The following is a 23,258-nucleotide window of genomic DNA, read 5'->3' on the forward strand; positions in this document are numbered from 1 at the left end:
TCATTGAGTCGGTCCGAACGTCCGTCTCGACCCGATCCGGCCGCGCAAAGGCCATAGCATTGCGGCGTGCGCCGTACACCGACCCGGGCAGGCACGTGATCGTCAAGGCTCTGCTCACCGCCGTCACCGCCGCGCTGCTGGCCGTACCAGCAGCGGCGGTCTCGACGGCGTCACCGGCATCCGCTGTCTCCGCGCGGCAGGCGCCGCCGCTCGTGATCGAGTCGATCACCCCGGACACCCCGCGTGACCGGAACCAGGAGATCAAGATCTCCGGCACGTACACCAACACCACCGGCGCCCCGCAGGCCGGCCTGCGGATCCAGCTCCGCTACTCCGGCCAGCCGTTCGCCGGGCGCAGTGAGATGGAGTCCTACGCCGAGGGCATGATGACCTGGCGGGACCGCGGGTCCATCACGCGCTTCACCCAGGTCCCGGTGCTCGCGGCGGGCGCCAAGCAGCCGTGGGAGTTCAGCGTGACCCCCGCGATCATCGAGATGTGGCGGTTCGGGGTCTATCCGCTGGCGGTGGAGGTGCTCGGCCCGAGCCAGGAGACGGTGGCGATCCAGCGCACGTTCCTGGTGTACGCGCCGAAGGACCAGCGGGTCGCCCGCACGCGTATGGCGGTGGTGCTGCCGCTGCTGGACCAGCGTCCGCGCCGGAGCGTGGACCAGACCTTTCTCAACGACGACCTGCGCGGCGGGCTGGCGGAGGGCGGCCGGCTGGCCGACATGCTCGCGCTGGTGCGCGGCTCGGCCACCGCCAAGGGCGTGAGCTGGCTGGTCGATCCGGCGCTGCTGGACGACGTCAACGCGATGGCCCGCGACTACACGGTCGACACCGGCGACGAGCGCAAGCAGCGCGCGGCCGAGCCCGCCGCCGCCCCCTGGCTGGCCGGGATGCGCACCGCGCTGGCCAAGGCGGGCGTGTTCGCCACCCCGTACGCCGACCCCGACGTGGCCGCGCTGGTCCACCGCGGGCTGGACGGCGTGACCCGCAGCGCGCTCACCACGGGCGGGGAGGTCGCGCAGTCGATGCTCGGCCGGGCGGTGCCCACCGACCTCAACTGGCCGGTGTCCGGCGCGCTCGACCTCGACGCGCTGGACGAACTGGCGGTGGGCGGGGTCAAGACCGTCCTGCTCGACCAGGGCAACCTCCCGGCCGCGCCGCCCGCCACGACCACCCCCGACGCGGCGGCCACGATCCCGTCCGTGAACGGCCCGATCACCGCGCTGGTCGCCGACCAGACGCTGAGCGAGATCCTCTCCACCGACGTCGCCGCGCCCGGCGCCGGGCTGCTGGCCAAGCAGCGGTTCCTGGCCGAGACCGCGATGATCACCGCCGAGGCCCCGCAGAACGCCCGGACCGTCGTGGCCGCGCCGTCCCGGCAGTGGCACCCCGATCCCACGTTCGTGACCGGGCTGCTCGGCCGTACCGCCAAACTGCCCTGGCTCAGCCCGGTGTCGATCACCTCGATCAAGCCGACCGCCCCGCGGACGGCGCGCGCCGGGCTCACCTACACCGACGAAGACCGCCGCGAGGAGCTGGGCAAGGGCTACCTGGCCTCGGTACGCCGTATCGAACGCCAGGCCCAGCTCACCGCCGACGTCACCGACGACGCCAACGACCGGCACGGGTTCGAGCGCCCGCTGCTGCGGCTGGCGTCCTCGGCCTGGCGCGGCAAGACCGACGCCGCGCGCACCGCCGTCGAGCACATCGACGAGTCCGTGTCCGAGCAGATCGAGCAGGTCGCGATCACCGGCACCGAGCAGCCCCGCACGCTGGCCGGGGACAACGGCGTGGTGCCGATCAGCGTCCACAACTCCCTGAACAAGCCGGTCGCGCTGCGCATCGACGTCAAGTCGACCAACCAGCGGCAACTGGAGATCAAGGACTTCTCCCAGCCGATCCAGATCTCCCCGCGCGGCAGCCAGACCGTGCAGGTGCCGCTGACCTCGCACGTCAGCGGCGAGACGACGGTCGGGGTGCAGCTCCGCACGCAGTCCGGCAAGCGGTACGGCCCGCCGATCGAGCTGACCGTGCGCACCACCGGCTACACCGGGATCGCGCTGGTGATCGTGGGCGGCGCGCTGTCGGTCATGCTGGCGGCGGTGGCGCTGCGGATGATGCGCCGGCGACGGGCCGGGCGGCGACGGGCCCCGCAGGGGTCCGCTCCACCGGCTCCTCAGCCGGATTCGCGACCGGCTCCCCGGCCTTCCGAGCAGACGGCCGAGGCGACGAAGCCGGTCGCGCGGCCCCCGGCGTCCCCGCTGCCGGAAGGCCCGGAAGCGGGGCGGGTCGGCGGCCGGCGGCCCGGACCCCCCGCGTGACACCGAACCTGGAGGAAAGCGACCGATGAGCAGGTTGTTGCGCGCGGGTGCGATCATGGCCGCGGGCACGATGGCGTCGCGTGTCACCGGCTTCCTGCGTACGGCGGTGCTGGCCGCCGCGATCGGCACCGCCGCCCTCGGCGACGCGTACAACGTGGCCTACACGATCCCGCTGATCCTGTTCGAACTGCTCATCGGCGGGGTGCTGAGCAGCGTCATCGTGCCGATGGTGGTCCGCGCCCGGCACCACGACCCGGACGGCGGCACCGTCTACGAACAGCGGCTGATGACGTTCGCCATCCTGCTGCTCGGCGTGGCCGCGGTGGTGTCCGTGCTGCTCGCCCCGCTGATCGTGGACCTCTACACCGACGACTGGACCGGCGCCAAGCGGGAGGCCGCGATCACGCTGGCCAGGTTCATCCTGCCGCAGATCGCGTTCTTCGGGATCGGCGCGCTGGCCGGGGCGATCCTCAACACCCGTGACCGGTTCGCCGCGCCGATGTGGGCGCCGGTGCTCAACAACCTGGTCATGATCGTGGTGGGCCTGGTGTACCTGGTGGTGAGCGGCGCGGGATCCTCCGTGGAGGCGGCGACGCCCTCCGACCTGGCGCTGCTCGGCATCGGCACCACGGCGGGCATCGTCGTGCAGTGCCTCGCGCTGGTGATCTCGCTGCACCGGGCGGGGTTCCGGTTCCGGCCGAGGTTCGGGGTGCGGGGGGTCGGGCTCGGCGAGATGGGCCGGACGGCGGCCTGGACGTTCGCGTACGTCGGCATCATGCAGTTCGGCTTCTGGGTGACCACCAAGCTCGCCACCGGCGCGGGCGACCGGGTGTCCGGCGCGGGAAACTCCGCCTACGCGTACGCCTACCAGCTCTTCCAGCTGCCCTACGGGGTGATCGCGGTCTCGGTGATCACCGCGATGCTGCCCCGGATGAGCCGGTCGGTCGCCGACGGGCAGCTCGGCCAGGTGCGCGAGGAGTTCGCCTCGGGGGTGCGGCTGGTCTGCTCGATGATCATCCCGGCCGGGCTGCTGCTGATGGTGCTCGGTCCCGCGGTGGCCGTGCTGATCTTCGGGCACGGCAACATGACCATCTCGAACGCGGTCTACATCGGCAACGTGCTCCAGATCTTCGGGCTGGCGCTGGTGCCGTTCTCGATCTTCCAGTTGCTGCTGCGGGTGTTCTACAGCTTCGGCGACACCCGCACCCCCGCGTTCCTGGCGGCCGGCAACGTGGCGGTCAACGCGCTGCTCAGCCTGGTCTCCTACCTGGTGCTGCCCGACCGCTATATCGTCATGGGGCTGGCCTGTTCCTACACCGTCTCCTACATGACCGGTGCCGGGTTCGCCTGGGTGCGGGCCAGTCGCAAGGTCGGCGGCCTGGACGGCAGGCGGGTGGCCGGCGCGCTGACCAGGATGTATTTGGTGGCGCTGCCGGCGGCGGGCCTGGCCCTGGCCGTCCTTTGGGGGGGCGAGCGGTGGGCCGGGCTGACCACGTTCAGTTCGCTGGTGATCCTGGCGGCCGGGGGTGGGCTCGGCATGCTGCTGTACTTCGTGGTCGCGCACCGGGCGCGCATCCCCGAAGTGGGTTCCCTCGTTGGACTTGTCGCAGGACGGGTAGGCCGTTGATGAGGAAGTCGGGTTTCCGGTGAACCCGACGGCACCCCTCGCACGTCTTGTTCAGGGGGCCTGAGGCACGTGGGGCCGATGGTTTCCGAAGGAACACGAAAGAAACGGGTACCGCACTACGATGGTGCCCGATAAGCGCGGAATGGAAGCAGGAGGGGCGTGGGCGCATCCAACCGGCATGGCAGGACGTATGGCGATATGCCTGCTTTGATGCCTGTCTTGCCCGCGTGGTACGGCTGTGGTGATTTGCCCGCTTTGTCGGCAGCTTTGTCGTCGGGGTCGCCCCGTAGCCTCATTCTCGCGATTCTTGCGCGTTCCGGGTCCCCCCTGTGGCCCGCTCATCGCGCCACGACCTCCGACGGACTGGTGAACGCCGCATGAGCGCGCCCGCAGTAGAGCCCGGCACCAAGCTGGCGGAGCGCTTCCGCGTCGAAGACCGCGTCGCCGAGCAGGACGGCGCCATCCTGTGGAAGGCGATCGACGAAGTACTGGCCCGGCCGGTCGCGGTCTACACCTTCAGCGACTCCTACGCCCGCACCAGCGAGGTCGTGACGGCGGCGCGCGCGGCCAGCCGGCTGTCCGACCCCCGGCTGACCCAGGTCTTCGACGCCGCCGAAGAAGAGCAGCTCTCGTACGTCGTCAGCGAGTGGGTGACCGGCGAGACGCTGGCCGACATGCTGGCCGCCGGTCCCCTCGAACCCGAGCGGGCCGCCGCACTGGTCGCCGAGGCGGCCGAGGCCCTGGCCCACGCCCACGAGGCCGGGCTCGCCCACCTGTGCCTGCGCCCGTCCAAGCTGATCTGGACCTCCGGCAGCACGGTGAAGGTGCTCGGCGTCGGCATCGACGCCGCGCTCGGCGACCTGACCAGCGACGACCCCGCGGGTGAAGACGCCGCCGGGCTGGGCCGGCTGCTGTACGCCGGCCTCACCGGGCACTGGCCGGGCGCGAGCGACGGCCCGATCGGGCTGCCGCCCGCGCCCACCACACCCGACGGCCAGATCTGCACGCCCCGCCAGGTCACCGCGGGCATCCCCGGCTACCTCGACGGCATCACCGTCAGGGCCGCCCTGCCCGCGGCGCTGCGCGGCCAGGAGCCGCTGATCAGCCCGGCCGACGTCGCCGACGCGCTGGGCAGCGTGCCGCGTCCCGCCCCGGTGCCGATCGCGACGCTGCCGCCGTCGGTGCCGCTGGGCCCGGTGGGCGGCGACCAGGACATCCGATTCGAGATGTCGCAGCCCATGCCGCGGACCGCGGCCCATCCCTCCCGGCCCATGGACTCGGTACGCCGGCATCCGCACGGCCCCCCGACCATGCCGCCCACCATGCCCGGCCCGCACCACCGCCCGCCGCAGCGGCCCGGCATGGTCAACCGGGCGGTCATGACCGTGGTGGTGCTCGTCGTGATGGCGGTCGTCGGCATCGGGGCCTGGACTCTCGGGCGCAACATCGCCGGGCCGACCGCGACGAAGGCCCAGCCCACGGTGAGCGCCACCCCGAGCGCCGAGCCGACGCCCGTCAAGGTCTCCAGCGCCAAGGACTTCGACCCCGAGGGCAGCGACGGAGAGAACCCCGAGTACACCCGCAACGCGATCGACGGCAAGTCCAGCACCGAGTGGCACACCGACACCTACAACACCGCCGACTTCGGGCGACTGAAGGACGGCGTCGGCCTGATGCTCGACATGGGCAAGTCGATCAAGGTCTCCGAGGTGGCCGTCACCTTCGCCAAGGCGTCCGGCGCCAAGGCCGAGATCAGGGTGGGCGACTCCCCCGACCTGGACGCGCTCAAGACGGTGGCCAAGCAGAGCAACGCCTCGGGCAAGACCACGTTCAAGTCCACCGAGGCCGCAAGCGGCCAATACGTTTTGATCTGGTTTACGCGTCTTCCGGCCGACCAAGGCAGGTTTCGTGGCACCATCTATGACGTAGTGGTCTACTCCCCCGGATCGGCATAGCAGGACTCTCCTTGTGAATTCCCCACCCGAGACCCCACCAGAGGCGGATCAGGACGCTCGGCCGGCACGATCCGATGCCGAGCTTCTGACCAGCCACATCAACGGGGACCCGCACGCCTTCAGCGAGATCGTCAAGCGTCACCGAGACCGGATGTGGGCAGTGGCCCTGCGCACCCTCGGCGACCCCGACGAGGCGGCCGACGCGGTACAGGACGCCTTCGTGTCCGCCTACCGCAAGGCGCAGAGCTTCCGCGGCGAGGCGGCGGTCACCACCTGGCTGCACCGCATCGTGGTCAACGCCTGTCTCGACCGGATGCGCCGCAAGTCGGTCCGCCCGGTCGCCGACGACGAGCTGATCGAGGCCGCCGAACGCGACACGCCGATGCCCGACCACACGGGCGAGCGCGAGGTCTCCATGGAGGTCACGGCCGCCCTGCGGGTGCTGCCCACCGACCAGCGGGCCGCGCTGGTGCTGGTGGACATGATGGGCTACTCGGTGGAGGACGCCGCGCAGGTGCTCCAGGTGCCGAGCGGTACGGTGAAGAGCCGATGCGCGCGGGGCCGCGCGAAACTTGCCCCAATTCTTTCGCATCTGCGGAACCGTTCAGACCTAACTCGCGTCTCATCCGCGAAGGGAGTAGAACTTCGTGACGGGTGACACGCACTACGACCTGGAGATCCTTGCCGAATTGGCAGAGGGTCTCCTTGATGACGCCGAAGCCCGGCCGGTCCGCGCACACCTCGCGGTGTGCGACCCCTGTGGGGAGCGACTGGCCGACCTCGCGGCGGTGCGAGAAGTGCTCGCGGCCACTCCGACACCGGCCATGCCGATGGGGGTCGCGCTACGGATAGACCAGGCGCTGGCCGCGGAGGCCGGGCGTACCGGACGGGTGGCGGCGGCCGTCGCCGACTCCCCTGACTGGGACCGGCTCATGGCCGACGCCCCATGGGAGACAGCGGCCGGGCCCTCGCGGGAGCCCGCGCCTGCGCCAGAGCCGGTACGACTGGGCGTCGTCGCCGACGACGGCACGGTGGTCCCGGCCAAGCGGCGGACAAGGCCGGCCAGACGCCGCAGATGGGCCATTCCCATCACGGCGGCTGCTGCTGTGGCGGCGATCGCCGGTTCAGCGGCGCTGTCCACCGGGCTGCTGACCGCTTCCGGAGATGGCGGGCCACAGCCGGTGGCCTCGGTACCGGTCGCGTTGCCGCCACCGGCCAGCGTCGAGCCGAGCCAGGCGCCGCGGCTGGCCTACAAGATCACTAACAGTGAGTTCAACTACAGCAACCGGGCGCTACGCGAACCGCTCGCCGACTACTTCGCCGCCGAGCGCGTGTGGCGCACCGCCGACTCGGTCAACGACAAGCTCGTCCGCTGCATCGGGCGCGTGTCCAAGCAGGTCGGCAAGAACCCCTTCCAGGTGGACCAGGGCTACTACGAGGGCCAGGAGGCCTCGTTGATGCTCTTCCGGAAGAACAGCGCGTCCAACCAGGTCCAGGTACGCGTCCTCGACCCCGAATGCAAGAACCTCCGCAAACCCGCCCGCGGCACGTGGGACTGACCCCACTCCGATGACCTTGAAAGAGCCCGCCCCGGCGGGCTCTTTCGCATTCCTGCCCCAGGTGATGTCCCCGCGCGTCGCCAGGCCCTACCTTGATGGGTGAGCGGGGCACTTCGGTGTCCAATGACCAGGCGGGAATCTCAGCCGCCTAGGATCTGTTGACGCGACTGGCAACAGCGACGAAAGGCGCAGAGTGTGAGCGACGTCCGTAATGTGATCATCATCGGTTCGGGGCCGGCCGGTTACACAGCGGCGATCTACTCCGCGCGTGCCGACCTACGCCCCCTGGTCTTCGAGGGCTCGGTGACCGCGGGCGGAGCACTCATGAACACCACCGACGTGGAGAACTTCCCCGGTTATCCCGACGGCATCATGGGCCCGGACCTGATGGACAACCTGCGCAAGCAGGCCGAGCGCTTCGGCGCCGAGCTGGTCGCCGACGACGTCGTCGAGGTCGACCTGGCCGCCAACCCCAAGGTCGTCAAGACCGTCACGGACACCTACCACGCCAAGGCCGTCATCCTGGCGATGGGTTCGAGCTACCGCGAGCTGGGGCTGCCCAACGAGAAGCGGCTGTCCGGGCACGGTGTCTCCTGGTGCGCCACCTGTGACGGGTTCTTCTTCCGCGACCAGGACATCGTGGTGGTCGGCGGCGGCGACTCGGCCATGGAGGAGGCGACCTTCCTCACCAGGTTCGCGCGTTCGGTGACGATCGTCCACCGGCGTTCGGAGCTGCGGGCCAGCAAGATCATGCAGGACCGCGCCTTCGGCAACGAGAAGATCCGCTTCCAGTGGGACTCCGAGGTCGAGGAGATCGTCGGCGACGACCGCGTCTCCGCCGTACGCGTCCGCAACCTCAAGACCGGCGAGACCACCGAGCTGCCCGCGACCGGCGTGTTCGTGGCCATCGGCCACGACCCCCGCAACGAGCTGGTCAAGGGTCAGATCACGCTCGACGACGAGGGCTACATCAAGGTCCAGTCCCCGGGCACTGGCACCAATCTGGAGGGCGTCTTCGCCTGTGGCGATGTCGTCGACCACATCTACCGTCAAGCGATCACCGCCGCGGGCACCGGCTGCCAGGCGTCCCTCGACGCCGAGCGCTGGCTCACCCTTCAGGAAAGTTAAGGAGAGGTTCGATCATGGGCACCATCAAGAGCGTCACCGACGCGACCTTCGAGGCGGAAGTTCTCAAGAACGACAAGCCCGTGCTCGTGGACTTCTGGGCCGAATGGTGCGGGCCCTGCCGGCAGGTCGCGCCGATCCTCCAGGAGATCGCCAACGAGCAGGCCGACAAGCTGACGGTGGTCAAGCTCAACATCGACGAGAACCCGACGGTTCCCCGCGATTACGGTGTACTCCAGATCCCCACACTGAACGTCTATAAGGGTGGAGAGGTCGTAAAGCAGATCATCGGCGCCAAGCCGAAGGCCATGCTGCTTCGCGAGCTTGAGGGCATCCTCTAGAGCCCAACCCCACGGGGCTCTGGGGCACCGGCCCCCTGCGGCAAGGCGCCGCGGCGCCTGCCGTACCACCGCTCTTCTGAGCGGCACCCACATAACCCGGCGGCTCCCTCGCCCGTAGCTCACCACTCCGGGCGAGGGAGCCGCCGCATGTATGGGGATCGATCGGGCTTTTCGGTCTAGCCCGTCATATACGCCCGTAACGCCCCTGAGAAGCGTCAGACGGGCCGCAGAGCCCGCTCTGGGCTCATGGACCCCAGCAGCCGCTCCAGCGCCACCTCGACGTCCTCGCGCCACGAGACCGCCGTCTTCAGTTCCAGGCGGAGCCGTGGAAACCGCAAATGCGGACGAACCGTCTTGAACCCCACCGCCAGGAGGTAGTCGGCGGGCAGTACGCACCCCGGCTCCTCCCACTTCAGGTCACCGAACGCCTCGATGGCCTTGACCCCCCGCCGGGTCAGGTCCTTGGCCACCCCCTGGACCAGCATCCGGCCCAGCCCGCCCCCCGAGAACTCGGCGATGATCTGGGCGGTCATCAGCAGCACGGCATCGGAGCTGACCGGCGACGTCGGGAACGCCACCGAACGCGGCACGTAGAGCGGCGGCGCGTACAGCACGAACCCGGCCGGCACCCCGTCCACATAGGCGATCTTGCCGCAGCTCCCCCACTCCAGCAGCGTCGCCGAGATCCAGGCCTCCTTCTCCAGCCCCGCGCCGCCGACCTCGATCGCCCGCTCGCCGCTGACCGGGTCGAGCTCCCAGAACACGCATCGACGGCACCGGTGTGGAAGATCGTCAAGGTTGTCCAACGTGACGTTGACGAGGCGACGCGACAACTGGTGGCCCCTATCCTGACGCGAGTCTTGGTGGAAAACCGCATCAATACGGCGTCCCCGACTGGCATGGTAGCTCAGTGGGGGTTGCATCACGTGGATCATCGATCGCAGGTCGGCGATACGACTCCCCCTGGAAGGCCGTCACAAAAGGTGACGTACTCTGGTTTTCTCCGGCACTTCGACCGAGGAGGTGGACCGTGACAGAGGATACGGATCACGGTCAGACCAGCGCGCCCCAAGGGTCGCGCATCGACGCCTACGTCGATCGGTACGCAGCACGAGCTACCGGGATGGTCGCCTCTGAGATCCGAGCTCTCTTCGCCGTCGCGTCGAGGCCCGAGGTGGTCTCGCTCGCCGGCGGCATGCCGTACGTCACGGCTCTTCCCCTCGACCTGATCGGCGAGCTGATCGCCGACCTCGTGGCCCGGCGCGGGCCGACCGCGCTGCAGTACGGCTCCGGCCAGGGAGACCCGCACCTGCGCGAGCAGATGTGCGAGGTCATGCGGCTTGAGGGCATCGAGGCGGATCCGAGCGACGTAGTGGTCACCGTCGGTTCACAGCAAGCACTGGATCTGATCACCCGGATCTTCATCGACCCCGGCGACGTGGTGCTCGCCGAGGGCCCGTCCTACGTGGGCGCCCTCGGCACCTTCGCCGCCTACCAGGCCGACGTCGTCCATGTCGCCATGGACGAGGACGGCCTCGACCCGGCCGCGCTGGCCGAGACGATCGAGACGCTGACCCGCCAGGGACGGCGGATCAAGTTCCTCTACACGGTCCCGAACTTCCAGAACCCGGCCGGCGTCACCCTCAGCCTGGCCCGGCGGCGCGAAGTGCTCGACGTCTGCAACCGCGCGGGCGTGCTCGTGATCGAGGACAACCCGTACGGCCTGCTCGGCTTCGACGGCGACCCGCTGCGGGCGCTGCGCGCCGACGACGCGGACGGGGTGATCTACCTGGGGTCGTTCTCCAAGACGCTGGCACCGGGGTTCCGGGTGGGGTGGGCGCTCGCGCCGCACGCCGTACGGGACAAACTGGTGCTCGCGATGGAGTCCGCGGTGCTCTCGCACTCCTCGTTCACGCAACTCGCGGTCGGACAGTACCTCGCCACCCAGCCGTGGCGCGAGCAGATCAAGTCCTTCCGCGAGCTGTACCGCGAACGCCGCGACACCATGCTGAGCGCCCTTGAGCAGCTCATGCCCGACGGATGCAGCTGGACCCGCCCGGCGGGCGGGTTCTTCGTCTGGATGACCCTGCCCCAAGGACTCGACTCCAAGGCGATCCTGCCCCGGGCGGTCGCCGAGCGGGTCGCGTTCGTACCCGGCACCGGCTTCTACGCCGACGGTCAGGGCGCCGCCCACATGCGGCTGTCCTACTGCTATCCGGAACCGGACCGTATCAGGGAGGGCGTCCGCCGCCTGGCCGGCGTGATCGAGCAGGAGATGCTCGTACACGAGACCTTCGGCACCGGCACCACCCCCGGCCGCGCCGGAGTCCAAACCCCGGGCCCCGACCTGGCCTGACATCCACATCCGTACGGCCGGCCACCCGGGTGGCCGGCCGTACGCCGTTCGACCCCAGACTTCTGATCCACCCACTTTGGCCTGACTTGACCACAGACGCACCTCCCCCCTCCACCTGGCCGCAGGCGTTGGGCTAACCTGTCCTGCATCCGCCGGCCGGTTCGCGACGCCGGCGCGCGCATCACCTGCCCGTGCGGCACCTCCCGTGCCGCGACGCTTTCTCCGGAGCCTCGGTTCGAGACTCCACGCTGGAGGGACCTATGAGCGACCTCGGCCATGTGCTGGTTCTCGCCGGCGGGCTGTCGTACGAGCGCGAGGTCTCCCTCAAGTCCGGACGCAGGGTCAGCGAGGTCCTGCGAGCCGGCGGCATCGACGTCGAGACCCGCGACACCGACGCCTCGCTCATTCCCTCCGTACTCGCCGACCCGCCCGACGCCGCCTTCGTGACCCTGCACGGCGGCTCCGGCGAAGACGGCGCGATCCGCTCGGTCCTTGAACTCCTCAATGTCCCCTACGTCGGCGCCGGCCCCGAAGCCTGCCGCATCGCCTTCGACAAGCCCAGCGCCAAGGCGATCGTCAAGGCCACCGGCATCAACACCCCCGACTCGGTGACCCTCCCCAAGGAGACCTTCCACGACCTCGGCGCCACCGCCATGCTGGAACGCATCATCGACCGCCTGGGCCTCCCCCTCTTCGTCAAGCCCGCCCGCGGCGGCTCCGCCCTCGGAGCCTCCCTGGTCCGCACGGCCGAAGAACTCCCCGCCGCCATGGTCGGCTGCTTCGCCTACGGCGACACCGCCCTCATCGAGCGCTACGTCTCCGGCGTAGAGATCGCCATCTCAGTCGTCGACCACGGCGACGGCCCCAAGGCCCTCCCTCCGGTAGAGATCGTCCCGGACGCCGGCGTTTACGACTACGCCGCCCGCTACACCGCCGGCCACACCGAGTTCTTCGCCCCGGCCCGCCTCTCCCCCGCCGCCACCGCCGCCTGCGCCGAAATGGCCGTCACCGCCCACACCGCCCTCCGCCTCCGCGACCTCTCCCGCACCGACCTCATCGTCGACGCCGACGGCCACCCCCACTTCCTCGAAGTCAACGTGGCCCCCGGCATGACCGAAACCTCCCTCTTCCCCCTATCCGTCGAAGCCTCCGGCCAAGACCTCGGCACCCTCTGCCGCACCCTCCTCGAATCAGCCGCCTCCCGCCACTAGGACGTGCTTCTCGGATCGAGGCTTGATCTGACCTCCGATCCGACCTTTCCCCAACCATCGGCAGGCGCTTTGAACTGACCGACGATGAACGGAACATGATCCCGCCGCTGCTACCACCGACACCTCCCCAACGCAGCGGCCACCATCAGCTCCTGAACGGGATCATGTGGCGGGTACGAACCGGCGCCCCTGGCGGGACGTGCCCGAACGCTACGGCCCCTGGCAGACCCTCTACAAGCGGTTCGCCCGCTGGGAGGTCGACGGCACCTGGGCTCGGATCGAGCAACACCTTCAGATCCGCGCCGACGCGGCCGGCACCCTGGACCACCACGCCCAGATCTAATCCGCACGCGGCGGGCGCGCGAAAAGCGGACGCCCGCCACACCAGGCGCCCCGGGCCCAAGCGCTCGCGCACTCGCGAAGCGGGCCGGCCACAAAGATCCACTCCATCGCCGACGGGCGGGGCCGCAACCTGACCCCGTGCCAAGACGCCGATACCCAGCAATTACCGGTCCTGCTCACCCGCATCCGCATCCCCCGCCCGGCGGCACCGGCCAGCCGCGTACCCGGCCCCGCGGCCTGACCGGCGACAAGGCCTACAGCTCGGCCGCCAACCGGGCACTGCTACGCCGCCGCCACATTTGGGCCACCATCGCCCAGCCACACGACCAAGCCGCCCACCGCCGGGCCAAAGGCCGATGCGGCGGACGGCCACCCGCCTTCGACCGCGCCCGCTACCGGCCCGCAACCAGACCGAACGCCTGATCAACCGGCGCAAGCAGCACCGCGCCCCGGCCACCCGGTTCGACAAGCCGCACACCCGCTACCGGGCCACGATCCAGATCGCCGACATCGTGATCTGGTCACACGTACGACCGGACCGGACCACGTCCTGGAGATCTTGCCGGTCTGGCCAGACGGAGTTTCCGGCTTCAGGCTCCGGTCGTGATGGGCCGTCGGAGGGCTCCGGCCGGGCCGCAGGTATGGGTATTGTGCCGAGAGAGGATCCCGGCCGGGAGCATGTTCGCGTTCCTGGCCGAACACCGGCAGGCGTTGCTCCCGCCGCAGGCGTTCGCAGACATGTACGCGCCGGTCAACAGGCGTCCCTCAGTACCACCGGACCTGCCGGCCACCGCGGTGGTCTTGCGGGCGTTGCACGGATTCTCCGATGAAGAGGGCTGCCGAAGCGCTGCGGTTCGATCTGCGCTGAAAGGCCACCAGCGAGCTGGGCCCGTATGACCGGGGGTTCACCCCGTCGCTGCTGACCTACTTTCCGGCGCCGACTGGCTCACTCACCAGCCCCGGACCGGATCTTCAGCATCGCCCGCACCATGGTGGAGCAGACCGGGCTACCGACCGACCGAACGCGACGGCCGCTGGACCCGGCGATGCCGGCTGACACGGTCGCCACCCAGAACGCCATCACCCAGCTGATTGCTGCGAGCGCGCTGGTGACAGCCCACTGTCACGCCCATAACTACGCCGCCCCAGGCAAGCCAAAGATCGCCTAGGACGACAGGGAGGCCAAAACGCCCTGGCCAGCGGGCTGGTCACCGACATGCTCGCCCTGTTGGACCGCCTGAACGGCCAAGACCTGGACGAGGCAGCCGAGCACGCCGTCGGCCTGCCGACGCTGATCACCGGACAGGACGTCGAACCCGAGGACAGCTCGGACGGCACCGACGGCCGATGGCGCATCGCCCGCCACACCGCACCAGATCGAATCATCTCCACCGTCGACCCCGAGGTCCACCACATTCACAAGAGTGACCGGCAGCGGGAGAACGGCTACAAGGCCCACCTGGCGGGTCGAGCCGGAGACCGGCCTGTTCACCACCGTCGCGTTGCACCCCGGCACCGGAGCCGCCCACCACAAGAGCGCCGTCGCTCCCGCCCTGCCCACCCACGAGCGCGGACCGCTGCAGGTCCTGACCGATGCCGCCTACGCCGCCGCCGAGCACCGGCTGCTGATCAAACCACCCGCGCTCAAGCCCGCCCTCCCGGGCGGGTTCGCCCTGGACGACTCCGCCATCGACACCGGCGTCGGCACGGTCACCTGCCCCGCCGGGCACACCATCCCCCGCAGCACCGGGCGGCCGCTACCGGCAACGCCGCGCCACCTTCACCGCCTTAGAAGTCCTAGCAGAATGGGCTTAGCGGTTGAGGCGCCGCCAGCTGACGATGGCGGCGGCCCAGATCATGAAGGCCTCGTGGATGTCGTCGCGGATCTCCCAGCGGATGCCTAATCGACGAAACCAGTGCAGCAAGGCGATCGTCTGCTCCAACCACCCAGCGATGCACGCCCGGCCCCCAGCCGCGCACCGTATCCGGCGGGCGATGACCGGCTCGACTCGCTTCACCCGCACCAGCAGGCGGTAGCGATCGCGATCATAAGCCCGGCCGACGTACAGCACCCCAGACGCCGACGAGGCCCGCCGACCGGCGGCATCGCCTCGATCAAGGGCATGAGCCGCACGATGTCGTTGCGGTTGCCACCGCCGAGGCCGAGCATCGGCGGGATACTGTTCCCCTCGATGATCGTATGGTGCTTGCAGCCGGTCCTACCTCGATCGACCGGACCCGGACCGCTTGTGGGCCGCCCTTGAGCACCCGCACCTGGGAACCGCCGATCACCGCCTTGGACCAACCCAGCCGGCCAGCAGCGTGCAACTTCTGCCAGGAGCACCTCGTGCAGGCTCTGCCAGACACCGGCCCGATGCCAGTCACGCAGCCGCCGCCGACACGTCATACCCGAGCCGAACCCCCGTTCCTGAGGCAGGAACTCTCACAAGATCGCCGTGTAGAGCACGAACAATCCCACACAACGCCTTGCGGTCATCGATACGGCGGCGCCTCGGATTGCAGTACCGGCATTCCACCTCCGGCAGTGGCTCGATAACCGTCGGGCACCACCCACGGTGGCTGCCGGCCCTTCCTCACACCACCTGGCAACAACAGCCAAGCCGCCCACGCCATACCCCATTTGTTAGGGCTTCTTAGCGCCGCCTGCCTCTTACGTGATCGGCACACCACCGCCACCGGCCGCTTGCTGACCATCCGCCTGCACCATGACCAGCAGGCCGCCACCGATCCCGCCTGGCAGGACAACTACCGACGCCAGCGTCCGATGACCAAACGGGCTGTGGCCTGGCTGGTCCCCCGAGGCAACCGCCGCCTGCGCTACCGCGGCACCGCTGCCAACGACCGCCAGCTCCACTACCGCGCCGCCGCTCGCAACCCCCCGCCGCCTGATCACCCTCGGACTTACCCACACCCTCCATATCTGGGCTCTCGCCCCGATCACTCCATGACGAAAGGGTGAGCCGACCCATACCGACTCACCCATCAAATCTTCAGGACACTCCTAGCCGGAACTCCGCGCCTCAATGTTCCACGTGAAACATCCTCACTCCCTGCCCTAGGCGACCCCTACCGTTAGTTCTGGGAGGTGACCGTGGCACGTAGGCCCGAGGTGTTCGTCCGCGCCTTATCCATGGAGGAGGGACGGCGCCTGCAGAAGATCACCCGGACGGCCAGGAACCCGGTGAAGCTGCGTGCGCGCGATCGTGGTGCTGATGTCCGCGCAAGGCCGACCGGCCTCGGCGCTCAAGACGTTGATGCAGGTCAGCGACGACTACGTACGCCAGGTCGTGCACGCCTTCAACGAGCGGGGGTTCGACGCGCTGGACCCAAAATGGAGCGGGGGCCGTCCGAAGAGGATCAGTGAATGGGTACGGCAGCGTATCTGCCTGATCGCCCGGACGACCCCCGCCGAGTGGGGCATCACCACCTTCTCCACTTGGAGCCTGGCCAAGCTCGCCGCCCACCTGGAGCGGGCCAGGCTGGTGAGCTCGATCAGCCGGTAGCACCTGGCGCGGATCTTGAAGGCGGGCGGGGTGTCCTGGCAGGCGACCACGACCTGGAAGAGCAGCGACGACCCCGCCTTCATCGCCAAGATGCAAAAGGTCCTGGCCCTGTACGACACCCCACCAGAGAGCGGGCGAGTCATCTGCGCAGACGAGCTCGGCCCGCTCAACCTCCAGCCCCACAAAGGCCGCACCTGGCGGCCCCACCGGCGTCCGCGGCGGCTGCGGGCGACCTGTCACCGCGACGACGGCGTCCGCCACCTGCTCGGCGCCATGGACCTGGCCACCGGCAGGCTCTACCACCGGATCCGCCGCCGCAAACGGTGGAAAGAGTTCCTGACCTTCCTTAAGGCGCTGCGGGCCAGATGGCCCGGTGAGCGGCTGTATGTGATCTGCGACAACTACTCGCCGCACAAACACGCCGAGGTCCGCACCTGGGCCCGCTCCAACGAGGTCGAGCTGGTCTACCTGCCGACCTACGGCTCCTGGCTCAACTGGATCGAGTCCGAGTTCGCCGCCCTGCGGTACTTCGCGCTCAACGGCACCGACCACCGCAGCCATGAGGAACAGAACGCCGCCATCGCCGCCAACGTCCGCTGGCACAACCAGCACGCGGCCTCGAAGGTCAGCTTCGCGGCCAGTTCGCCGATCCGGTCGTGGACCCGTTATCCCACCAAGGTTGCGTGATGTGCCACTAGCCGGAACTCCGCGCCTCAATGTTCCACGTGAAACATCCCCACTCCCTGTCCTAAGCGGTCCCCACCGTCCCACACACGAAGCTAGCCCAGCCAGGCTAAGTCCAACCACCACCGCCTCCCCCACCTGAGCGTCAGTGATAGTGCGCGGATCACGTCTCGCGTAGCGGCGGGACTCTCCCCCAGCCAGAACAGCCGACCTGCGAGAGATCCGATCTGAGCGATGCCATCCACCCCGGCCGCAGTTCATCCACCCGACGGGCCATGCCATGCAACCCCACCCTCGGCACAAGCCGGCCCAATCCCGCAGCGGGTCGAGGCTGAAGCCGCGCCGCTCAACACATCCTCACGCCAACAACGCCCTGCGACGCAACCCGTACTACCAGCCCGCCCCCATCCCGACCTCCATCCCTGCCTATGACCTACTCGCCGAGCCCCTGAGACCTCCAACAAGCCGTTTGGGCGCTGGGGTGAGGTGTCCGGCGACGATGTCGTGGCCGCCGCGGTGATCGACCGTCTGCTCCATCACGCCGAAGTGATCAGCCCGAAGGGAGACAGCGACCGCCTGAAGACCCGCGCCCTGGGCCGCGTTCCACAGCCAAAGCCGGCAAGACCATCAGGGGGTCAACTTTTAGACGTCGATAAGGGGGCAGGGCGTTCGGGCGCCGCTGACACCTGACGCACAGACCAAGATGGATGAAGGACGTTCCCCTGCCAGCTCCGAGTTCCCGCGCGATGTTTCACGTGAAACATTGAGGTGCCCAGCAGATTCCGGACAGTCGGCTACATAAGCTGACAGAAGTCTGGAAGAGGTAGGTACGTGACGAGGCGTCGCAGGCAGTTCTCGCCGGAGTTCAAGGAAGAAGCCATCCGCATGGTGCTGGAGGGCGAGCGGACGGTCGTGTCGGTGGCACGCGAGTTCGGTATCAACGCGAGCACTCTGGGCAACTGGGTGAACCGGCACCGGACGGCGAGCGGGCAGGACGGGCAGCAGGCGGTCTCAGGGCCGGAGCGGGCCCGGATCCGGGAGCTGGAGCGGGAGAACGCCGAGCTGCGGGAGAAGCTGGCGTTCTTGAAAAAAGCAGCCGCCTTCTTCGCGGCCGATCATCGATGACGCTCGCCAAGTACGAGCTGATCGATGCGGAGAAGGCGCACCATGCGATCGCGCGGATGTGTGCCTGGCTGGGTGTGTCCCGCTCGGGCTACTACGAATGGCGCGGGCGGCCGGCCTCGGCCACCGCACAACGCCGGACCATGCTCGCCGCCCTGGTCGTCGAGATCTTCACCGGCACACGAGACTTACGGCTACCGGCGGGTACACGCCACCCTGGCCCGCCGCGGTGAGCACTGCTCGGCCGAGCTGGTGCGCGCGTTGATGCGCGAGCAGGGCCTCATGCCGGCCCAGGTGCGGGCGTTCCGGCCGGTCACCACCGTGCAGGGCGACTTCCGCGGCATCCCCGACCTGGTCGGCCGCGACTTCACCGCCACCCGTCCCGGGGTCAAGCTGGTCGGCGACATCACCTACATCCGCACCTGGGAGGGCTTCCTCTACCTGGCCACGGTGATCGACTGCCATAGCAAGGCGGTGCTGGGCTGGGCGATGGCCGACCACTACCGCACCGGCCTGGTCAAGGACGCGATCCGGATGGCCGCCGGCACCGGCCTGCTCCAGCCCGATGCGGTGTTCCATACCGACCGCGGCTCGAACTACACCAGTGAGGAGTTCGGCCGTTTCCTGGCAGACCGGCGGATCCGCCGCTCGGTCGGCCGCACCGGAGTCTGCTACGACAACGCGATGGCCGAGTCGTTCTTCAGCGCGATCAAGAACGAGTGGCTGCACCGCTTCGTCTTCACCAGCCGTGCCAAGGCGAGACGGCAGGTCATCCGCTACATCGAGGGGTTCTACAACCGCCGGCGGCTGCACTCTACCGGCCACCCCTGGAGGTACTCCAGGAGTCCCTTTCAACCCGGACAGCCGCATAGGCTACGCCCATAACACGGCTGTCCGGAATCACCGTGGCCCCTCAGCTTGGCCACCCCACAGCGCCAAAACCCAGTTGCGGCCCCCATCTCGTTAACCCATGCTGGCGGCCATGCTGATTAGAGAGGCGACGCTCCACGACTGGCCCAGGATGTGGGCGTTCATGGAGGGCATCGTGCGAGCCGGTGAAACATTCTCGTGGGATCGAGACACCACCGAGTCCCAGGCCAAGCAGATGTGGTTCCCGAAGCCCCCAGGTCGTACCTTCGTCGCCATAGACGCGGGCGGAACCATCCTGGGCACCGCCAACAGCGTCCGCAACCACCGCGGCGGCGCTGCGCACATCTCCAGCGCAAGCTTCATGGTCGATCCAGCCCGCTCCGGCCAGGGAGTCGGCCGAGCACTCGGCGAACACGTCCTGAAACAGGCCCGCAAGGACAACTTCCGAGCAATGCAGTTCAACGCCGTCGTGGAGACCAACACCCGAGCAGTGGCGCTGTGGAGGTCACTCGGCTTCGAAGTGATGACCACCCTCCCAGCAGGCTTCCACCATCCGGCTCACGGCTACGTCGGACTGCACATCATGCACCGGAAGCTTTAAGCCACCTCACGCGTGGACCCCCCCGCGTGCCGTGTCGTGATCTCGTCACCGTAGCCTGGCGACGTGGCGACCGGATCTGTTTATCCCAAGAGCTTCGCCAGCGACAACCACGCTGGCGTTCACCCCGACGTACTGGCGGCGATCTCCGAGGCGAATGTGGGCGATGCCCCTGCCTATGGGGACGACCGGTGGACCCACGACTTTGAGGAACAGGTCAAGGACGCGTTCGGAGCCGATGCGGTCGGGTTTCCCGTACTCAACGGGGCCGGGGCGAACATGGTGGGGCTGGCCGAGATGGTGGGGCGCTATGACGCCATCATCTGTCCCAACACCGCGCACATCGTCACCCACGAAACCGGGGCGAGCGAACGCCTGCTGGGAGTCAAACTGCTCACCGTTCCTACCGAGGACGGCAGGCTCGTTGCCGGCGACATCAAGGCCCGCCTCGGCGTCGTCGGGATGGCACATGAGCCACAGCCGCGGGTGGTGTCGATCTCACAGGTGAGCGAGCTTGGCACCTGCTACACCCTCGATGAGATCGCCGCCCTCGCGGAAGTCGCGCATGGCAACGGCCTCCTGCTTCATATGGACGGTGCCAGGCTGGCCAACGCCGCCGCCTATCTCGGTTGCTCGCTTCGAGCGATCACCACTGACGTCGGCGTGGACATGGTGAGCTTCGGGGGAACCAAGAACGGAGCCCTGGCGGCCGAAGCAGTGGTGGTACTTCGGCCGTCGCTCGCTGCCGGGATAGCCTTCCTCCGACGACAGTCTCTGCAGCTGGCATCAAAGACCCGTTTCATCTCGGCACAGCTTTCCGCCCTGCTCTCCAACGGCCTATGGCAGACGAACGCCGCCCACGCGAACGCGATGTCCCGCCGCCTGGCCGATGGCATAGCCGATGTCCCAGGGATCAGCCTCCGCTACCCGGTGCAGTCCAATGCGGTCTTCGCAGCGCTGCCTGAGTATGCGATCACGTCACTACAGGAACAGTTCGCCTTCCATGTCTGGGACGCCTCCGAAGGCGTCGTTCGCTGGATGACCGCCTTCGACACGACCCCCGACCACGTGGATGACTTCCTGGCGGCCATCCGCAAAGCCGCGAGCGCCTGACCCGGACCCTATGTTCCACGTGAAACAACGGACGCCCGCCAGCCGTCTACTCCCCTAACGACCCGCGACAGACGTCGAGCCGTCCCACTGCGTACTGGGAAAGAACCCGCTCCGGCAGGAAGCAGAAGAGGGCTGGGGGCGCACCCACCATTCTCTGGCGCCTCCACCCTCGCAACGGCCATAAGCCAGGGGAATTATGCTCCCTCTTGGGAGGTCATCGAGGATGGCCGCCACACAGAGAGAGCATCGTTCGTGGCGGCCAAGTCGAAGGCTTCGGAATCGAAGTCACCGTCCGATGCGATCCCAAGCCACCGCAGTCTTTCCCTGTGCTCATCATGGTCGGGATCAGCAAGGATCTCCAGCAGGTAGCCATAGCCCCAAGCACCGCCACAGTCCTCGGGCGGGCAGGCGCGTCGTCCGGCGAGGCAGCGCGGGTAGGCGATATCGGATGCGGCCGGGGCGACAGCTTGAACCTGGATGGTGTGCTTCCAGTTGTCGCCGAAGTCATAGGTGTACTGAAGCCGGTCTCCAACTGCGGGTATGGCCTCATGGAGCAGTACGGCCGATGCGTCGGCTATCTTCAGCTCGGGGTCAGTGATGCCGTGTCGCCCCAGCGGGCTGTCGAAGACCCACATGTGGTAGTCCTCCCAGCCGAACGCGGCCTGGACGACCTCATGCAGGTCCCGCAGCGTAATAGCCGAGGGAACCTCCAACCGCCGCCAGATCGGCGGCCGGATCCCATCCAGGGTGACCTTGATCCGATGGATCATCGCGCCGTCTGAGGCGCGTTGGGTGACCATGAGAGCATCTTGCCGGATGGCTTACCAGGCCATACAGGCAACGGCAGAACCGATCTTGCGTTCCTGGAGATCGCCAAGTCCACCCGCCCCAACATATCTCGATACGTCAGGATGCCTGTCGTCCATACCAGCGAGTGGCCAGAGCGATCGACATGCCTGACCACCGCCGCACGACCCATGACGCTGTCCCACAACGAGCACACCAAGGCCAAGTGGCCACCCGAGGAACCTCACGAGCGCTCGTTTCGCTGGCGCTAGGTGTACTGACCACGAACGTCGTCGACAGTAGGACTTGATCAAACAAGAGACCTCGCTGTGGTGTAGGTATCGAATCTGCACCGCCCAGAGGCCTCGTTGCCCGCTTGACCCCCACGGCCATCGTCTACCCCGGCCCACTCCCGCAAACGGATCCGCCGATGACGCGAGCAGGCGAGGCAGTCCTGCACGACCACTCCAGCCGTCCCGGAAGCGAGGCATACCGGGCTATACGCCACGCGAAGCTTGGACCGGCCTGTACCAGGCCCATCCCCAACCTCGCACCGCATCCTGAACCGCCTAACCTGGCTGGACCACCCACCGACCAAATGAGCCGCCACTAGGAACGCGACCATCCCAGCGAGCTCGTTCACATGGACGTCAAGAGGCTCGGCCGCATTCCCGACAGCGCCGGAAGGCACGCCCTGGGCCACGCCGCCTGCCTCGGACCGTCGCCAAAACACCGGCTTCGACTACATCCAACCGACCGTCGGTGATCGCACTAGTGTCATGCGCCAGAAATCCGTCGCAGATATTTAGCGAGGGATTCGAGGATCTCCTCGGCGGTCTTCTTCCACACGAACGGGCGCGGGTTGTCGTTCCACTGGTCGATCCAGGCGCGGATGTCCTTCTCCAGAGCTTGGACGCTCTTGTGCACTCCGCGCCTGATCATCTGATCGGTCAGGAAGCCGAACCACCGCTCCACCTGGTTGATCCATGAGGACCCGGTCGGAGTGAAGTGCATGTGGAAACGGGGATGACCGGCCAGCCACGCCCTGATCGCCGGGGTCTTGTGCGTGCCGTAGTTGTCGCAGACCAGGTGGACCTCCAGCCCGGCCGGCACGGTTTTGTCGATCGTGACCAGGAACTTCTTGAACTCGGCGGCACGGTGCCGGCGTTGCAGTTCGCCGATGACCCTGCCGTCGGCGACGTTGAAAGCGGCGAACAGGCTGGTGATCCCGTTGCGGACGTAATCGTGGGTACGCCGCTCGGGCATGCCCGGCATCATCGGCAGCACCGGCTGCGACCGGTCCAGGGCCTGGATCTGTGATTTCTCATCCACGCACAGCACCACGGCCCGCTCGGGCGGGTTGTGGTACAGCCCGACGACGTCGACCACCTTCTCCATGAACAGTGGATCGGCAGACAGTTTGAAAGTGTCGGCCTGGTGGGGTCTGAGCCCGAAATCCCGCCAGATCCGCCCGATCGTCGATCTGCTCAGCCCGCTGCGGGCGGCCATCGAGGTGCGCGACCAGTGCGTGGCGTTCTTCGGCGTCTGCTCCAGTGTCGCCACCACCACCTGCTCGACCTGGTCCACGGTGATCGACGGCGGACGGCCGGGCCGGGCCTCGTCGATCAGGCCGTCCAGCCGCGACCGCAGGAACCGCGACCGCCACTTGGACACCGTGGCCGGATCCACCCGCAACTCGGCGGCGACCTGCTTGTTGT

General features: G+C 68.3%; 22 protein-coding genes and 2 pseudogenes. 19 read left to right on the forward strand and 5 right to left on the reverse strand.

Going from position 1 to position 23,258, the window contains the following annotated elements; all coding sequences use genetic code 11:
• Positions 1-59 precede the first annotated feature (59 nt).
• The 7 genes from DP939_RS34325 (at position 60) to trxA (ending at position 8,934) form a co-directional block, all read left to right on the forward strand.
• Positions 60-2,327, forward strand: coding sequence for a DUF6049 family protein (locus DP939_RS34325; protein WP_113984999.1), 2,268 nt, complete (start codon positions 60-62; stop codon positions 2,325-2,327).
• A 25-nt stretch (positions 2,328-2,352) separates the two neighbouring features.
• On the forward strand, positions 2,353-3,954 hold the full coding sequence (gene murJ / locus DP939_RS34330) for a murein biosynthesis integral membrane protein MurJ (protein WP_113985000.1): 1,602 nt from the start codon (positions 2,353-2,355) through the stop codon (positions 3,952-3,954).
• A 377-nt stretch (positions 3,955-4,331) separates the two neighbouring features.
• Positions 4,332-5,909: a protein kinase family protein gene (locus DP939_RS34335; protein WP_113985001.1), complete on the forward strand. Its 1,578-nt coding sequence runs from the start codon at positions 4,332-4,334 to the stop codon at positions 5,907-5,909.
• A 13-nt stretch (positions 5,910-5,922) separates the two neighbouring features.
• On the forward strand, positions 5,923-6,567 hold the full coding sequence (gene sigM / locus DP939_RS34340) for an RNA polymerase sigma factor SigM (RefSeq protein WP_113985002.1): 645 nt from the start codon (positions 5,923-5,925) through the stop codon (positions 6,565-6,567).
• Entirely contained in the window at positions 6,557-7,468 is a 912-nt protein-coding gene (locus DP939_RS34345; protein ID WP_113985003.1) for an anti-sigma factor family protein, read from the forward strand. The genes sigM and DP939_RS34345 overlap by 11 nt, the downstream gene beginning before the upstream one ends.
• Before the next feature lie 195 nt (positions 7,469-7,663).
• Complete coding sequence (gene trxB / locus DP939_RS34350; RefSeq protein ID WP_113985004.1) at positions 7,664-8,596, forward strand: thioredoxin-disulfide reductase; 933 nt, start codon at positions 7,664-7,666, stop codon at positions 8,594-8,596.
• 14 nt (positions 8,597-8,610) lie between these two features.
• A complete protein-coding gene (gene trxA / locus DP939_RS34355; protein WP_113985005.1) occupies positions 8,611-8,934 on the forward strand; it encodes a thioredoxin in 324 nt (107 codons plus the stop codon).
• Between the two features lie 215 nt (positions 8,935-9,149).
• Here trxA and DP939_RS34360 read toward each other — a convergent pair whose 3' ends face one another.
• The gene (locus tag DP939_RS34360; RefSeq protein WP_225878676.1) at positions 9,150-9,698 is read right to left on the reverse strand and encodes a GNAT family N-acetyltransferase; all 549 of its coding nucleotides are present in this window, start codon (positions 9,696-9,698) and stop codon (positions 9,150-9,152) included.
• A 359-nt stretch (positions 9,699-10,057) separates the two neighbouring features.
• Here DP939_RS34360 and DP939_RS34365 point away from each other — a divergent pair, with 359 nt between their 5' ends.
• The 4 genes and pseudogenes from DP939_RS34365 (at position 10,058) to DP939_RS45630 (ending at position 14,012) form a co-directional block, all read left to right on the forward strand.
• Positions 10,058-11,290: an aminotransferase-like domain-containing protein gene (locus DP939_RS34365; RefSeq protein WP_113985007.1), complete on the forward strand. Its 1,233-nt coding sequence runs from the start codon at positions 10,058-10,060 to the stop codon at positions 11,288-11,290.
• Positions 11,291-11,550: 260 nt separating this feature from the next.
• A complete protein-coding gene (locus DP939_RS34370) occupies positions 11,551-12,501 on the forward strand; it encodes a D-alanine--D-alanine ligase family protein (RefSeq protein WP_113985008.1) in 951 nt (316 codons plus the stop codon).
• A 95-nt stretch (positions 12,502-12,596) separates the two neighbouring features.
• Positions 12,597-13,364: pseudogene (locus DP939_RS49435) on the forward strand (IS5 family transposase); the annotation flags it as partial.
• A gap of 468 nt (positions 13,365-13,832) precedes the next feature.
• A complete protein-coding gene (locus DP939_RS45630) occupies positions 13,833-14,012 on the forward strand; it encodes a hypothetical protein (protein WP_147268242.1) in 180 nt (59 codons plus the stop codon).
• Here the strand turns inward: DP939_RS45630 and DP939_RS34380 are convergent.
• Positions 14,009-14,335 (reverse strand): hypothetical protein, encoded by a 327-nt coding sequence (locus DP939_RS34380; protein WP_147268243.1) that lies wholly within the window; start codon positions 14,333-14,335, stop codon positions 14,009-14,011. The genes DP939_RS45630 and DP939_RS34380 overlap by 4 nt on opposite strands.
• Before the next feature lie 319 nt (positions 14,336-14,654).
• Complete coding sequence (locus tag DP939_RS47220) at positions 14,655-14,915, reverse strand: hypothetical protein (protein ID WP_199565601.1); 261 nt, start codon at positions 14,913-14,915, stop codon at positions 14,655-14,657.
• A gap of 1,140 nt (positions 14,916-16,055) precedes the next feature.
• Between DP939_RS47220 and DP939_RS47225 the strand changes: the two genes are divergently transcribed.
• From DP939_RS47225 to DP939_RS34420, 8 genes and pseudogenes are all read left to right on the forward strand, one after another.
• Positions 16,056-16,367, forward strand: coding sequence for a helix-turn-helix domain-containing protein (locus DP939_RS47225; RefSeq protein ID WP_199565602.1), 312 nt, complete (start codon positions 16,056-16,058; stop codon positions 16,365-16,367).
• A gap of 15 nt (positions 16,368-16,382) precedes the next feature.
• The gene (locus DP939_RS47230) at positions 16,383-17,054 is read left to right on the forward strand and encodes an IS630 family transposase (protein ID WP_199565603.1); all 672 of its coding nucleotides are present in this window, start codon (positions 16,383-16,385) and stop codon (positions 17,052-17,054) included.
• Positions 17,055-17,516: 462 nt separating this feature from the next.
• A pseudogene (locus DP939_RS49440) lies at positions 17,517-17,741 on the forward strand (ATP-binding protein); the annotation flags it as partial.
• Positions 17,742-17,882: 141 nt separating this feature from the next.
• Entirely contained in the window at positions 17,883-18,176 is a 294-nt protein-coding gene (locus DP939_RS34405; protein WP_113985011.1) for a transposase, read from the forward strand.
• A complete protein-coding gene (locus DP939_RS48200; protein ID WP_225878680.1) occupies positions 18,173-18,406 on the forward strand; it encodes a hypothetical protein in 234 nt (77 codons plus the stop codon). Before DP939_RS34405 ends, DP939_RS48200 begins: the two co-directional genes overlap by 4 nt.
• Complete coding sequence (locus DP939_RS34410) at positions 18,390-19,058, forward strand: IS3 family transposase (RefSeq protein WP_225878679.1); 669 nt, start codon at positions 18,390-18,392, stop codon at positions 19,056-19,058. The genes DP939_RS48200 and DP939_RS34410 overlap by 17 nt, the downstream gene beginning before the upstream one ends.
• Positions 19,059-19,143: 85 nt before the next feature.
• Positions 19,144-19,644, forward strand: coding sequence for a GNAT family N-acetyltransferase (locus DP939_RS34415; RefSeq protein WP_113985013.1), 501 nt, complete (start codon positions 19,144-19,146; stop codon positions 19,642-19,644).
• A 63-nt stretch (positions 19,645-19,707) separates the two neighbouring features.
• Positions 19,708-20,754: a threonine aldolase family protein gene (locus DP939_RS34420; protein ID WP_113985014.1), complete on the forward strand. Its 1,047-nt coding sequence runs from the start codon at positions 19,708-19,710 to the stop codon at positions 20,752-20,754.
• A gap of 194 nt (positions 20,755-20,948) precedes the next feature.
• Here the strand turns inward: DP939_RS34420 and DP939_RS34425 are convergent, their stop codons facing one another.
• Entirely contained in the window at positions 20,949-21,554 is a 606-nt protein-coding gene (locus DP939_RS34425; RefSeq protein ID WP_199565604.1) for a plasmid pRiA4b ORF-3 family protein, read from the reverse strand.
• A 763-nt stretch (positions 21,555-22,317) separates the two neighbouring features.
• Positions 22,318-23,258, reverse strand: a 941-nt coding sequence (locus tag DP939_RS34430) for an IS630 family transposase (protein ID WP_113985015.1), incomplete at its 5' end; no start/stop codon positions are given.

It is taken from the genome of Spongiactinospora rosea (genome assembly GCF_003315795.1).
Classification (GTDB): Bacteria; Actinomycetota; Actinomycetes; order Streptosporangiales; family Streptosporangiaceae; genus Spongiactinospora; species Spongiactinospora rosea.